The organism is Azospira oryzae, assembly GCF_004217225.1.
GTDB lineage: Bacteria > Pseudomonadota > Gammaproteobacteria > Burkholderiales > Rhodocyclaceae > Azospira > Azospira oryzae.
The window spans coordinates 246,855-260,467 of record NZ_SHKM01000001.1 but is presented as its reverse complement, the minus strand read 5'-3'; the positions used below and the strand labels follow the sequence as shown (position 1 = coordinate 260,467).

Here is a 13,613-nt window from a genome sequence, read left to right as displayed (position 1 = left end):
TACAGTAGTCGGATATTCTTGCATCCCCGCGCCCGGGACGAGGCCGCTGCAAGGGCCGTCCGCCGGGCCTGGCAGCTGCCCCGGAAGCCAACAGGGACGGCCTTCTCCACAGGGCGCTGGGCCGCCGGGCCCGGGAGTGCTATGTTCCGCCCTGCACTCAACACGGAGCCCCGCCCATGGCCTGGGAGAACACCCCGCAGACCTTCACCTCGGAACGCGGCCTGCGGGCCGCCCTCATCTTCGCCCTGGCGGCCGAACGCCTGTCCCTCTATTACGAACACGGCCAGTGGCTCACCGACGCCCAGGGCGCCACCCTGGCCGCCGACTGGCTGGCCCGCTCCAAGCAGACCATGGCCCTGGCCGAGCGCCGCCATCTGGCCGGCCTCAGCGACCGCCTGGCCCGGGACATCGCCGCCTCCCTGTCCCGGGAGGCGGGCCTGTACACGGCCCACGAAATGCTCGAGTCCCTCGATCCGAACTATCATTCCGACATGGCCCAGACCCTCATGGCCGAATGTGAGCGCCTGCTCGACAGCGAACCGGCGCCCTGAGCCGCCCCCCTGCCCGGGGCCAGCCCCCGGGCGCTTCGCCCGCAACGACAAGAACAACCATGAAATCCGTCGACCGACACCTGTGGCAACGATTCACCGGCATTGCCGCGCCCTACTGGCGCAGCGAGGAGAAATGGAAGGCCTGGGGACTGCTGGTGCTGCTGGTGGTGCTGCTCCTGGGTCAGACCCGCTTCGCCGTGCTCTTCAACGAGCAGACCGGGGAATTCACCTCGGCCCTGGCGGCCCGGGACGAGCCCCGTTTCTGGGACGCCATCCAGCTCTGCCTGGTCCTGCTGGCGGTGGCCGTGCCCATCTACGGCTTCTACTACTACGTGCGCGACAAGCTGGGCCTGCACTGGCGGCGCTGGCTGACCCACCGCTTCCTCGACAACTATTTCAGCCACCGGCACTTCTACGAGCTCAACGCCGAGACGGCCATCGACAACCCGGACCAGCGCATCGCCGAAGACATCAACACCTTCACCCAGCGCTCCCTCTTCTTCCTCCTCATCTTCATCGGCGCCGTGCTGCAGCTGGCGGCCTTCAGCCACGTGCTGTGGTCCATCTCCCGGGACCTGGTGTATTTCCTGGTGGTCTATGCGCTGGCCGGCACCCTCATCACCATCTTCGTCTTCGGCAAGCCCCTCATCGGCCTCAATTTCCACCAGCTGCGCAAGGAGGCGGATTTCCGCTTCAGCCTGGTGCGGGTACGGGAGAACGCCGAGTCCATCGCCTTCTACCGGGGCGAGGCCCAGGAAGCCCACCAGGTGAAGCAGCGCTTCGCCAAGGCCTTTAACAACTTCAACAAGCTGATCCGCAAGCAACTCAGCCTCAACCTCTTCCAGTACGCCTACACCCTGCTCACCATGGTGCTGCCCGCCGCCATCATTTCCTCCCGGGTGCTGTCGGGGGAACTGGAGGTGGGCCGCGCCATCCAGGCCGCCGGCGCCTTTGCCGCCGTGCTCGGGGCCATTTCCGTGATCGTGGAAAACTTCGAGGGCCTGAGCCGCTTCGCCGCCGGGGTGGACCGGCTGGACGCCTTCGCCCGCATCATGTCCGGCCAGCTGCCGGAGCAGCACCGCAGCGCCGGCCACATCGAACTGCTGGAGGAGCCGCGCCTGTCCCTGGAGCGGGTCACCCTGCAGACCCCGGACGACGGACGGGTGCTGGTGCGGGACCTGTCCCTCCAGATCACCCCGGGGGAAGGGCTGCTCATCGTCGGCGAAAGCGGCAGCGGCAAGAGCTCCCTGCTACGAGCCATCGCCGGCCTGTGGTCGGTCGGCAGCGGCAGCATCACCTGCCCGCCCAGCGAGGACATCCTGTTCCTGCCCCAGCAGCCCTACATGCTGCTCGGCACCCTGCGCAGCCAGCTGCTCTACCCCAAGCGGGAACAGCACATCAGCGACGCCGAACTGCTGCACCTGCTGGAGCGGGTGAACCTGCCCGACCTGGCCGGCCGGGTCGGCGGCCTGCATGTGGAGCGGGACTGGGGCAAGGTCCTCTCCGTCGGCGAACAGCAGCGCCTGGCCTTCGCCCGGGTGCTCCTGAGCAAGCCCCGCTACGCCATGCTGGACGAGGCCACCAGCGCCCTGGACATCGCCAACGAGGAAAGCCTCTACCGCACCCTGGCCACCACCGACACCACCCTGATCAGCGTCGGCCACCGCACCACCATCCTCAAATACCACCGCCAGGTGCTGGAACTCACCGGCAACGGCCAGTGGCAACGCCACCGGGCCGAGAGTTATCGCTTCATGCAGTGAGGCGAACTGCAGGCAATAAAAAGCCCCCGGTGCCGACAGGTCTTCCGGGGGCTTTGGCAGAACCTGACAGGCAGAAGTGCTATTCCGCCCGCAGAGCCGACATCTTCAGCAATTCGGCCTGCATTTTCAGCACGGCATCCAGTGCCGCCCGACGTCCGGAAAGGGAAAAGTCGGCCTTGAACTCGTCATATTCCGCCTGACCGTTGCCGGTGACCCCGGCCCGCCCGACAAACTTGCCGGAGGCATCGGTAATACGGCAGGAGAGATTGACGGCAAAGCGGGTCGGCGGCCAGGTAAAGGGACTGGGAGAGGAGGAATTGGTGCTGATCTCCGGCGTGATCACATAGGCGATGTCGCCCTTGGCCAGCACCTCGGCGTCGTTCGCGGATTTAAGCCGGGTAACGTTCTTGAAGACATTGCCCAGCATCTTGTAGAAGGCTATTTCCATGTCCTTGTATGGCTTGTAGGTGACGGAATCGCCACCACCACCTTCCGTGGTCACCGCACGCTCGAGAACGTCGGCCGGGATGTAGTAACCCACATTGCGCGGGATGGGACGCTCCGTTGCATCACGCTCGACCTTGGACAAATCCGGACCGATGGTCAAGGGATGGGCACAGCCGGCCAATACTGCCACTGCGGCAAGCGCCATCAGGCATTTGAGCAAACGCATTTTGAGTCGCCTTTCCCGGATCACTTAAGGGCCTGAATGAATTCGGCATCGGCATAAAGAGCCGCCAACAGGCGCTGCACCAGACCGGGGTAGGCTTGCTGGGCACGGGGAATGGCGATGGCACCGACGAAAGAGGAATCCCACTGGTGATGGATGGTTTTCACCTTGTCGTAACGGACCTGGTCGCCCTTCTTCACCACGAACCTCGCCCCCACGTCTCCCGTAGCAACGCTGAAGCCCGTCGCGTCGATATCGTTTTTCAGCAGATCGCCGGAAATCTCCACATCCGTTCCGGCCTTCAGTTTTCCGGCCAGCGACAGTTCCTGCTTGATCGCCTCGGCCAGGTAGGCGGCGTAGGAATTTTCATAGGGCGAGTTCAGGGAAGAACCGCGCAGGGAAATGGGATTGGCGTTTTCCGCAGAAGGCTTGGATTGGAACTTACCCACTTTGGCCCCCAGTTCGCCGCCATCCTTGAGCATCTGCACATTTTCGATGGAAGCGGAATACTGGGGAGCCATCATGGAACAGCCACTGAGCATGATGGCGGACAGAACAAGCAGAACGGCAAAAACTGGACGACGCATTGGATACTCCCTGAAAGACTGCGTTTTGTTGGAATGAGGCGGAAAAACTTCGCTCGATCGCGGGATGGGGCAATCCTCTCGCAGCGAAGCCTGGCGCGCCTCATCCCGAATCCTGACTTGATGCCATTCAAATATCAAGTTTTCCCGGCGACAAAATAGCCATGGCCTTCCACCCCGCCGCCCCGATTTTCCTTGGTGCGGGCGGCCCAAGTGGCTATCATGGCCGACCCTCTGGCTGGCTTTCCCCATGATTACCCTCAAGAACATCGTCCTGCGCCGCGGTACCAAGGTGGTGCTGGACCGCGCTTCCGTCACCATCAACCCCGGCGAAAAAGTCGGCCTGGTGGGGCGCAACGGCGCCGGCAAGTCCTCCCTCTTCGCCCTGCTCAACGGCAACCTGCACGAAGACGGCGGCGACGTTTCCATCCCCAGCCAGTGGCGCATGGCCCAGGTGGCCCAGGACATGCCGGAGACCGAGCAGAGCGCCACCGACTTCGTCATCGAGGGCGACACCGTGCTGCTGGCCGCCCAGCAGGAGGTGGCCGCCGCCGAGGCCAGCGACGACGGCATGCGCATGGCCCATGCCTACACCGCCCTCTACGACGCCGGCGCCCACGATGCCCCGGCCCGGGCCCAGGCCCTGATCCTGGGCCTCGGCTTCCACGTCGATGAACTGACCCAGCCGGTGAACAGCTTCTCCGGCGGCTGGCGCATGCGCCTGCAGCTGGCCCGGGCCCTGATGTGTCCTTCCGACCTGCTGCTGCTGGACGAGCCCACCAACCACCTGGATCTGGACGCCCTGGTCTGGCTCGAAGCCTGGCTCAAGCGCTACACCGGCACCCTGGTGATGATCAGCCACGACCGGGAATTCCTCGACGCCATCACCAACGTCACCCTGCACATCGACAACGCCAAGCTGGTGCGCTACGGCGGCAACTACAGCACCTTCGAGGACATGCGGGCCGAGCAGATGCTGCTGCAACAGGCCACCCTGGCCAAGCAGCAGGAAAAGATCGCCCACCTGCAGAAGTTTATCGACCGCTTCAAGGCCAAGGCCAGCAAGGCCAAGCAGGCCCAGAGCCGGGTCAAGGCCCTGGAGCGCATGGAGAAGATCGCCCCGGTGCTGGCCGACGCCGAATTCACCTTCGAATTCAAAGAGCCGCTCAACCTGCCCAACCCCATGCTCTCCCTGCTCGGCGCCGACATCGGCTACCCGCCGGCGGAGGATGCGGCGCCCGGCACACCGCCCACGGTCATCGTGCGCGGCATCAACCGCTCGGTGCATGCGGGCCAGCGCATCGGCATCCTGGGGGCCAACGGCCAGGGCAAGTCCACCCTGGTCAAGACCATCGCCCGGGACCTGGCGCCCATCGCCGGCGACCTGACCGAGGGCAAGGGCCTCAACATCGGCTACTTCGCCCAGCAGGAGCTGGACGTGCTGCGGCCTGAGGACACGCCCCTGGAACACATGATCCGCCTGGCCAAGGAAGTCATCGCCGCCGGCCGCAGCGGCTACGTGGCGGGCAAGGAACAGGACCTGCGCAACTTCCTCGGCACCTTCAATTTCAGCGGCGACATGGTCAAGCAACCGGTGGGCACCATGAGCGGCGGTGAAAAGGCCCGGCTGGTGCTGTGCATGATCGTCTGGCAGCGCCCCAACCTCTTGCTGCTGGACGAACCCACCAACCACCTGGACCTCTCCACCCGGGAGGCCCTGAGCGTGGCGCTGAACGAATTCGAAGGCACGGTGATGCTGGTCAGCCACGACCGGGCCCTGCTGCGCTCGGTGTGCGACGAATTCTGGCTGGTGGCCGACGGCGCCGTGGGTCCCTACGACGGCGACCTGGACGACTACCAGCGCTACCTGCTGGACGAAGCCCGCCGCGCCCGGGAAGCGGCCAGCGCCTCCCGCCGCCAGGTCGACGCCTGAAGAGCACCCCGGTCCCAGACAAAAAACGCCACCGCAAAGGTGGCGTTTTCGTTTCAGCACCCCGCTACAGCAGCGGCGGTATCCAGGCCAGCAGCAGGCCCGCGGCGCCGCAGCCCAGGATCACCGGGATCACCCCCAGCTGGTAGCGGAACAGAGCCAGCCCCGCCCCCAGGCCCAGCACCAGGGCCGGCCACTCGAAGGCCCCACCCCAGCCCGCCGGCCACAGCACATGCCAGGAAAAGAACAGCGCCAGGTTGAGGATCACCCCCACCACCGCCGCCGTGATGCCGGTGAGGGGGGCGGTGAATTTCAACTGGCCGTGGGTGGATTCCACCAAGGGCCCGCCCAGCTGGATGAAGACGAAAGACGGCAGGAAGGTGAAGAAGGTCACCGCCAGGGCCGCCGCCGCCCCGGCCAGGAAGAGATGGTCGGCACCGAACAGGGCCTGGTTCCAGCCGCCGACGAAGCCGACGAAGGTCACCACCATGATCAGGGGCCCCGGCGTGGTTTCCCCCAGGGCCAGGGCGTCGATCATCTGGGCCGGCGACAGCCACTGGTAATGCTCCACCGCCCCCTGGAAGACATAGGGCAGCACCGCATAGGCGCCGCCGAAGGTGAGCAGGGCCGCCTTGGTGAAGAACCAGCCCATCTGGCTCAGGGCACCATCCCAGCCGAACAGCCCCACCAGCCCAGCCATGGCCCCGGCCCACAGGCCCAGGCCCAGCAGCAGCACCCGGGCAAAGCGGCCCCAGGTGAAACGGGCATGGGCCGGCGGCGGCGTCTCGTCGTCGATGAGGGCCGGGCCGAAATGCTGCTTCGCCACTCCGTGGCCGCCCCCGGCCTGAAACCAGGCCGGCCGCCAACGCCCGCCCAGAGCCCCGAGCAGACCGGCCCCCAGAACGATGGCGGGGAACGGCAGCCCCAGGGCGAAGATGGCGAGGAAGGCGGCGGCGGCGATGGCCACCAGAGCCCTGTTACGCAGCACCCGGGAACCGATGCGCCAGGCGGCCAGGGCGACGATGGCCGTCACCGCCGGCTTGATGCCGTAGAGCACCCCGGCCACCGCCGGCACCTGGCCGAAGGCCAGGTACACCCAGGCCAGGCCGATCAGCAGCAACAGGGAAGGCAGCACGAACAGGCCGCCGGCCATGAGGCCGCCCAGGGTGCGATGCATCATCCAGCCGATGTAGGTGGCCAGCTGCTGGGCCTCGGGGCCGGGCAGCACCATGCAGTAGTTGAGGGCGTGGAGAAAGCGCCGCTCGGAAATCCAGCGCTTCTTCTCCACCAGATCGCTATGCATGATGGCGATCTGCCCCGCCGGCCCGCCGAAGCTAATGCAGCCCAGTTTGAACCAGTAGCGGAAGGCCTGGCCCAGGGAGACGGCAGGAGGAGCGGCGCCCTCGGCAGGCTGACTTGTTGCGGGTGGGGCGGACATGGGTTCGGTCATGGGCAAGGAACGTGGGTCAAGGTTACGGCGCTGCCGTGACGATACTATTTAATCTGCTGCCGTGTGCCGGCCCAGGACCCGCAGCCCATGGATGAAGCCACGCCAGCATGGGCCGCCGGGAGGCTGGCGACGTACAATCCATTGGCATCCCTTCGGAGCCCTGTCGGTATGACCCTCGCCCCTCCCCCCGGATTCCGCACCCTGCTGCTGGTGGACGACGAACCGGCCCTGCTCAACGCCCTCAAGCGGGAATTCCGCAGCGCCCCCTATGAGGTGCTGACCGCCACCAGCGGCGAGGAGGCCCTGGCGGTACTGGCCGACCGCGACGTCCAGGTCATCCTCTCCGACTACCGCATGCCCGGCATGAGCGGCGTCGAATTCCTGGCCCAGGCCCGGGCCCTGCGCCCCGACGCCGTGCGCATGGTCCTTTCCGGCTATGCGGACATCGGCGCCGTCATCGCCGCCATCAACCAGGGCAACATCTACAAGTTCCTCAACAAGCCCTGGGACGGGGAGGAACTGCGGGCGGTCACCGCCCAGGCCTTCGCCCATCACGCCCTGGTGCGCCGCGGCGCCCAGTTTTCCCAGATTTTCGAGAACACCAGCGAAGGCATTTTCATCCTCGACCGGGAGGGACGCTTCGAAACGGTCAATGGCGCCTTCTGCGCCATCACCGGCTACAGCGAGGCCGACATCGTCGGCCAGGACCACCACTGCCTGCTGCTGCCCCAGCCGGGACGGCCGACGCCGGAATTCATGCAGGAACTGGCCGATGGCGGCCACTGGCGCGGCGAACTGTGGCTGCAGCGCCGGGACGGCCAGGTCTTCCCCGCCGCCCTGACCCTGTCGCCGGTGTGCGACGGCAACCGGCGGCTGGTCCAGGTGGTGGGCCTGTGCGCCGACATCACCGAACGCAAGGGAAGGGAAATCGCCCTCCTCGAAAGCGAAAAGCGCTTTCGGGATTTCATGGAATTCGCCCCGGTGGGCATGGCCATCGTCAATCTGGACGGCCGCCTGGGCAAGGTGAACCAGGCCCTCTGCCAGATTCTCGGCTACTCCCGGGAAGCCCTGGAGCGCCTCAGTTTCGAGGACCTGACCCCGGACGAGGACCTGGCCGCCGACCTGGCCATGTGGCGCCGCCTGCGCCAGGGCGAAATGCCGGTGTGGCAGGCGGAGAAGCGCTACCTGCGCAGCGACGGCAGCCCGGTGTGGGTGGAGCTGACGGCCGCCGTGCTGCGCAGCACCCAGGGCGTGGCCCAGTGCTTCGACGTCCAGGTGAAGGACATCAGCGAACGCCGCCGGGACCAAGAGAAGATCCGCCAGCTGGCCTATTTCGACGCCCTCACCGGCCTGCCCAACCGGCGCCTGCTGCAGGACCGGCTGGAACAGGCCCTGCTGCGGGCCCGGCGCCACCAGCAGCAGGTGGGCGTGCTGTTCCTCGACCTAGACCATTTCAAGCAGGTAAATGACGTGCATGGCCACGAAGTGGGCGACGAGCTGCTCAGCGCCGCCGCCCGGCGCCTCACCCGCTGCGTGCGCCAGGGCGACACCGTGGCGCGCCAGGGGGGCGACGAGTTCATCGTGGTGCTGGCCGAGGTGGGAGCGCCGGCAGGGGTCATCCGGGCGGCCGAAACCATCATCGCCAGCCTGGCGGCACCCTATGAGCTGGGCCAGGCCCGCATCCGGGTGGACGTCATCACCGCTAGCGTCGGCATCGCCCTCTTCCCCGCCCATGGCAGCGACAGCCAGACCCTGATGAAACATGCGGACCTAGCCATGTACGCCGCCAAGCAGGCCGGTCGCAACGGCTACCGCATCTACGACGAGGGCCTGGCGCCGGGAGGCTGAAAGCCTCGGACTAGATGAGGATGCACACTGCCGTCATCGAAAAATTTTATTTTTGCGCTGCTGCACAAATAAACTTTAGCCCCAAGCTTCTTCAACAACTCACGCTCGTAATGAAAACAAAATCAAAACAAATAGATACAAGACCAACGAGACGAAGGAGGCCCACTTCGAAAGAACTACGCCTCTCCATAAAAAACGTTGAACCCCACGCGCGCGCCCTGCCCGGCAATCATTGTCGACTAGGTTCAAAATATCGACTACTTTCTGATTTTTGTTAGTGATTTTTGAATAAATACAAAAAACAAATACACATAGAAAATGTAAACCAATAAAAAGCAAGGCAAACTTCAAAAACAACATGTCATCAGCGCCTTAGAAAACCCGGCATCACTCCATTCTCAGCCACGAAGCCTAAGATTGAATCGACACAGACACCCAAATGAGCCAGTAATGTAATCGCCATCACCACGAATAATTTCCGACTCTGCCAAAATAATTTCAACTTTTCCCATACCTCTAGGGCCGATAGCGGCTGTAGATCAGGGACACCTCGCTTGTCTCCGCCTGGCGGCGTACGTGGCGCCGCAGTTCTAAGCTTGCATGACTTGCCGACTTGATCTATGCAGCAGAAACAGTCGGAATTGTTCGCAACAACAATCTCAATTTTAAGAAAATGAGCTGCATTATTTTACAATCCCGTTTTGAAATTACTGTTTAGACTTTACACCAACAATCCTACAATAAAGTCGCAACAAAAAAACCAAACCAGATGATGCTGCACAATAAACCATCATCAACAACAAAGAGCATAAAAACACTCCACCCCCTGCCGAATATCTTTTAACCATTTTATCAAAATCAAAGAAGAAGCTTAAAACAAAATATAGCGTAACAAAAAAAACAGCAACAATCTCGTCTCCACAATAATGGCGCAATATAATTGAAGAAATTTTATCCCGAACTCCAACCAACGGTTTCGTAAGCCATCCTTTAAATGGACTAACAAACCCGAAGCGCCAAAAAACAATCCGGTCAAATTCGGAAAAGAATTCACTGCCATCTACAGAAACATTCAAATCAAGGAGCAAAAATGACAAGAAAAAAAATAGATAGGAGATAAAAAAAACAATCACCGGGAACGCAAAGACATCTGCACTCCCACCCCTAAAAATAAACAAAAAACTAGAGAACAGATGCCCTAAAATAGCAATGCAAAATAAAAAAACCCCAACTGAGATAAAAAATCTCCTAACAATAAAATGCTTATCAAACAAACAACAAGCATCAGAATCATATTTTTTTTCAAGCACTACAACCCTCCACACCCCTAAAACAAATAACAACTTACACCCATTGATATTACAATTCAATATGTTTGTTTTATTTAATACCGGGCAGCATATTGTGTTTTCTGGTTACTGAAGTAGTTTTTCCCGGCCGGGGCGGTTCTGCATTTTCATCATGGTGCCTCGCACACCCTGCTTTCCAATTCATCGTAATTCTTCGCACAGCCTTTACGCCTGGATTAAGCAGTACGGCTCGCCGATGCAAACCTCTTTCGCGACAATGCGTCGGTGGGTCGACACAGTCACGCATGGGAACATACTTGGCGCTCAATACCGCTACAACCAAAGCGGATTCATCGAAAAATCTATCGCGACTGGGAAGAAGCCCGTCGGGGCATCTCTGATTACATCAAACGCTTCAACAACCCAAAGCGCCGCCATGCCTAGGTCGGCGGCTTGGCTCCGATAGCGTTCAATAAGCGGCATTTCAATCGACAGAAGAACATCTTCTGAAGAGGAGTGATTCAGTCCGCGTTGCTGCCCTACCCGACGAAGGCTGCCAATTTTTCCCGTACCTCCAGGGCCGAATGGCGGCAGTAGATCAGGGGCACGTCGCTCTTCTCCGCCTGGCGGCGCACGTGGCGCAGCAGTTCGTGGTTCACCCGGGCGCAGACCACCACCACCAGCCGGGTGCGGGAGGGAATGACCCGGCGCGAATCGCCGGCCTTGCGGCCGCTCCAGTGCTCGGTGGGGGCATCGAGCAGGGCCGGCGCCAGGCGGGCCACTTCGTTTTCGATGGTGCGCACGTTGTCGGCGCCGACGATGAGCAGTGACATTGCGATCTCCTATCCTGATCCGCCGGCCCTCGAGAAGGAAGGCCCCTGGGCATTAAGAATGCCGTTGCGGCAAAAGCAGATTGCCTTTTCGCAAATAGACCATCCAATACTTATTGTTGATGTTTTTATTTCGTTATGGAATAACAAAACTCATTGCTGCCAGGGCAGGCCCCGCTGCCGCCAGCCGTTGAGGGTGCGCCGCCCCTGGGCGTCCTTCGCCCCTTCGAAGCCTTCCAGCACGTTGTACACCTGCCGGTAGCCCGCCTGCCGCAGCAGTTCCGCCGCCCGGTGGGAACGCTGGCCGGAGCGGCAGATGAGCAGCACCAGCGCCTGCGTCGCCACCTCCCGGCGCACCTGAGCGACGAAGTCCGGGTTCTCCTCCCAGTCCGGATAGCGCATGAATTCCACCTCCCGGGCCCCGGGAATGGCGCCCACCAGTTCCCGCTCGGCCTCGCTGCGCACGTCCAGTAGGCAGGCATCGGAACGCAGCTTGAGCAGCAGCCAGGCCTCTTCCGGCGTCAGGGCGCCGGCGTAGGCCAGCCGTTCCGCCACTCCCCGGGCATGGGCCCGGGCCAGGATCAGTTCATCTTCCATGGTGCTTTCCTCTCCATTTTTCCCTCCCTGCATCGATACCGTGTTCGCCGCCCCGACGGGCGGCCCCGGCAAGACCTGGGCACCGGGCCCGCTTCCCGGGCCGGACGGCAGTTCATGCACGCCGTAGCTGGCCAGACTTCCCAGGGCCAGCACGGCCCGGGCGTCGATGCCGTCCTGGGCCTCGATCAGCGCCTCCAGCCTGGGGACGGCCATGTCGGCCCGGAGATCGAGCAGGGCGCCGGGCCGGCCCCGGTGGATGCGGGCCAGCCGCTCGCCCAGGTCGGCGCAACGCGCAGCGGCGGGATGGCCTTGGACCAGATACAGGGGCATGACAACCTCATGGCGTGGGAATGGCTGCACTCTAGCCAGGGCTCTTCATGCACTGAAGTTCCATTTTTTTATTCCCTTATTCCCGAAAGGTCGAAAACCCAGTCAATGCTGGCCCTGGCGCCATCCCCGGGAGAGCCGGAAAAGGGGCCGATGATGCCGCCAGGGGCAAAATAGCTATAACCAACAGATATCAAATAATTCGCTTTTATTCTTTTTGTAAAAATCGGCTTGGAATTACAGTGGGCGACATCCCAGGAGCGCCATGACTGCCGCAACCGGCCACGGCGCCCCTTCCCGGGCCGGCCCCCATCTCCACCTGTCCCCGCCGGCCCCCTTCGTCTTCCAGCCGAACCGAGATTCCATGACCGATACCGCCGCCACCCTCGCTCCTTCCGCCACCCTGCCCCGCTCCAGCCTGGACCTGATCGGGGCCACCCCCCTGGTGGAAGTGACCCACTTCGACACCGGCCCCTGCCGTCTCTTCCTCAAGCTGGAAAGCCAGAATCCGGGCGGCTCCATCAAGGACCGGGTGGCCCGTTCCATGATCGACGCCGCCGAGAAGGAAGGCCTGATCAAGCCCGGCTCCACCCTGGTGGAGGCCACCGCCGGCAACACCGGCCTGGCCCTCACCCTGGTGGGTGCCCAGCGCGGCTACAAGGTGGTGCTGGTGGTGCCGGACAAGATGAGCCAGGAAAAGATATTTGCCCTGAAGGCCCTGGGGGCCCGGGTGGTGATGACCCGCTCCGACGTGGGCGTCGGCCATCCCGAGTACTACCAGGACATGGCCCAGCGCCTGGCCAGCGAGATTCCCGGCGCCTGGTATGTGAACCAGTTCGGCAACCCCAACAATCCCAAGGCCCACGAGACCGGCACCGGGCCGGAACTGTGGTCCCAGCTGAAGGGCCGCATCGACGCCGTGGTCTGCGGCGTCGGCAGCGGCGGCACCCTCACCGGCCTGACCCGCTTCTTCCGCCAGAAATCGCCCCGGGTGAAGATGGTGCTGGCCGATCCGGCCGGCTCCGTGCTGGCCGACTACGTGGCCCACGGCTACATCAAGGAGGCCGGCTCCTGGCTAGTGGAAGGCATCGGCGAGGATTTCATTCCCCCCATCTGCGACCTCACCGGGGTGCGCGAGGCCTACACCGTGCCCGACGCCGAGAGCTTCGCCGCCGCCCGGGAACTGCTACGCAAGGAAGGCATCATGGGCGGTTCCTCCACCGGCACTCTGCTGGCCGCGGCCCTGCGCTACTGCCGCACCCGCACCAAGCCGGAACACGTGGTCACCTTCGTCTGCGACCACGGCAACCGCTATCTCTCCAAGATGTACAACGACTTCTGGATGGCGGATCAGGGCTTCCTGCCCAAGGACGTGCGGGGCGACCTGCGGGACATCATCGGCCGCCGCGCCGACGAGGGCGCCGTGGTCACCGTGGCGCCAACGGATACGGTCCTCACCGCCTACGGCCGCTTCAAGCTCTACGACGTCTCCCAGCTGCCGGTGACCAACGACGAAGGCCGGATCGTCGGCCTCATCGACGAATCGGACCTGCTGCTGGCCATCACCAAGGACGAGGCCAACTTCCGCCAGCCGGTGAAGAAATTCATGACCAGCCGCCTCACCACCCTGCCCCCCACGGCCCCCATCAGCGACCTGCTGCCCCTCTTCGACCAGGGCCTGGTGCCCATCGTGGTGGACGGCGACCGCTTCCTCGGCCTGGTGACCCGCATCGACCTGCTCAACCACCTGCGGCGCAAGCTGAAGAGCTAAGAC

Annotated in this window: 11 protein-coding genes; 5 read left to right on the top strand and 6 right to left on the bottom strand. The window is 63.1% G+C overall.

Annotated features, from left to right (window positions below; all coding sequences use genetic code 11):
* The first annotated feature begins 176 nt into the window (after positions 1 to 176).
* On the top strand, positions 177 to 551 hold the full coding sequence (locus EV678_RS01210) for a hypothetical protein (RefSeq protein ID WP_130458213.1): 375 nt from the start codon (positions 177 to 179) through the stop codon (positions 549 to 551).
* A 59-nt stretch (positions 552 to 610) separates the two neighbouring features.
* Positions 611 to 2,314: an ABC transporter ATP-binding protein/permease gene (locus EV678_RS01205; RefSeq protein ID WP_130458212.1), complete on the top strand. Its 1,704-nt coding sequence runs from the start codon at positions 611 to 613 to the stop codon at positions 2,312 to 2,314.
* Between the two features lie 79 nt (positions 2,315 to 2,393).
* On the opposite strand, the gene EV678_RS01200 is transcribed toward EV678_RS01205, so the two are convergent.
* The gene (locus EV678_RS01200) at positions 2,394 to 2,987 is read right to left on the bottom strand and encodes a hypothetical protein (RefSeq protein WP_130458211.1); all 594 of its coding nucleotides are present in this window, start codon (positions 2,985 to 2,987) and stop codon (positions 2,394 to 2,396) included.
* Between the two features lie 20 nt (positions 2,988 to 3,007).
* Entirely contained in the window at positions 3,008 to 3,571 is a 564-nt protein-coding gene (locus tag EV678_RS01195; RefSeq protein WP_130458210.1) for a hypothetical protein, read from the bottom strand.
* 247 nt (positions 3,572 to 3,818) lie between these two features.
* Between EV678_RS01195 and EV678_RS01190 the strand changes: the two genes are divergently transcribed.
* Positions 3,819 to 5,501 (top strand): ABC-F family ATP-binding cassette domain-containing protein, encoded by a 1,683-nt coding sequence (locus EV678_RS01190; RefSeq protein WP_130458209.1) that lies wholly within the window; start codon positions 3,819 to 3,821, stop codon positions 5,499 to 5,501.
* Positions 5,502 to 5,565: 64 nt separating this feature from the next.
* Here the strand turns inward: EV678_RS01190 and chrA are convergent, their stop codons facing one another.
* The gene (chrA, locus tag EV678_RS01185) at positions 5,566 to 6,936 is read right to left on the bottom strand and encodes a chromate efflux transporter (protein ID WP_235832386.1); all 1,371 of its coding nucleotides are present in this window, start codon (positions 6,934 to 6,936) and stop codon (positions 5,566 to 5,568) included.
* A gap of 180 nt (positions 6,937 to 7,116) precedes the next feature.
* Between chrA and EV678_RS01180 the strand changes: the two genes are divergently transcribed.
* Positions 7,117 to 8,796, top strand: a complete 1,680-nt coding sequence (locus EV678_RS01180; protein ID WP_165397428.1) for a two-component system response regulator — start codon at positions 7,117 to 7,119, stop codon at positions 8,794 to 8,796.
* Positions 8,797 to 9,503: 707 nt separating this feature from the next.
* Here EV678_RS01180 and EV678_RS01175 read toward each other — a convergent pair.
* The 3 genes from EV678_RS01175 to EV678_RS16205 form a co-directional block, all read right to left on the bottom strand.
* Complete coding sequence (locus EV678_RS01175; protein ID WP_130458207.1) at positions 9,504 to 10,106, bottom strand: hypothetical protein; 603 nt, start codon at positions 10,104 to 10,106, stop codon at positions 9,504 to 9,506.
* 518 nt (positions 10,107 to 10,624) lie between these two features.
* A complete protein-coding gene (locus tag EV678_RS01170; protein WP_130458206.1) occupies positions 10,625 to 10,918 on the bottom strand; it encodes a DUF2325 domain-containing protein in 294 nt (97 codons plus the stop codon).
* A gap of 150 nt (positions 10,919 to 11,068) precedes the next feature.
* Positions 11,069 to 11,842, bottom strand: a complete 774-nt coding sequence (locus EV678_RS16205; RefSeq protein ID WP_235832385.1) for a rhodanese-like domain-containing protein — start codon at positions 11,840 to 11,842, stop codon at positions 11,069 to 11,071.
* A 262-nt stretch (positions 11,843 to 12,104) separates the two neighbouring features.
* Between EV678_RS16205 and EV678_RS01160 the strand changes: the two genes are divergently transcribed.
* Positions 12,105 to 13,610, top strand: coding sequence for a pyridoxal-phosphate dependent enzyme (locus EV678_RS01160; RefSeq protein WP_205231306.1), 1,506 nt, complete (start codon positions 12,105 to 12,107; stop codon positions 13,608 to 13,610).
* The last annotated feature ends 3 nt before the right edge of the window (positions 13,611 to 13,613 follow it).

What these genes read in the sequence shown, in the direction of transcription:
- EV678_RS01210 (WP_130458213.1), top strand. Translation starts at nt 177, where the DNA reads ATGGCCTGGGAGAACACCCCGCAGACCTTCACCTCGGAACGCGGCCTG.
- EV678_RS01205 (WP_130458212.1), top strand. Translation starts at nt 611, where the DNA reads ATGAAATCCGTCGACCGACACCTGTGGCAACGATTCACCGGCATTGCC.
- EV678_RS01200 (WP_130458211.1), bottom strand. Translation starts at nt 2,987, where the DNA reads ATGCGTTTGCTCAAATGCCTGATGGCGCTTGCCGCAGTGGCAGTATTG.
- EV678_RS01195 (WP_130458210.1), bottom strand. Translation starts at nt 3,571, where the DNA reads ATGCGTCGTCCAGTTTTTGCCGTTCTGCTTGTTCTGTCCGCCATCATG.
- EV678_RS01190 (WP_130458209.1), top strand. Translation starts at nt 3,819, where the DNA reads ATGATTACCCTCAAGAACATCGTCCTGCGCCGCGGTACCAAGGTGGTG.
- chrA (WP_235832386.1), bottom strand. Translation starts at nt 6,936, where the DNA reads ATGTCCGCCCCACCCGCAACAAGTCAGCCTGCCGAGGGCGCCGCTCCT.
- EV678_RS01180 (WP_165397428.1), top strand. Translation starts at nt 7,117, where the DNA reads ATGACCCTCGCCCCTCCCCCCGGATTCCGCACCCTGCTGCTGGTGGAC.
- EV678_RS01170 (WP_130458206.1), bottom strand. Translation starts at nt 10,918, where the DNA reads ATGTCACTGCTCATCGTCGGCGCCGACAACGTGCGCACCATCGAAAAC.
- EV678_RS16205 (WP_235832385.1), bottom strand. Translation starts at nt 11,842, where the DNA reads ATGCCCCTGTATCTGGTCCAAGGCCATCCCGCCGCTGCGCGTTGCGCC.
- EV678_RS01160 (WP_205231306.1), top strand. Translation starts at nt 12,105, where the DNA reads ATGACTGCCGCAACCGGCCACGGCGCCCCTTCCCGGGCCGGCCCCCAT.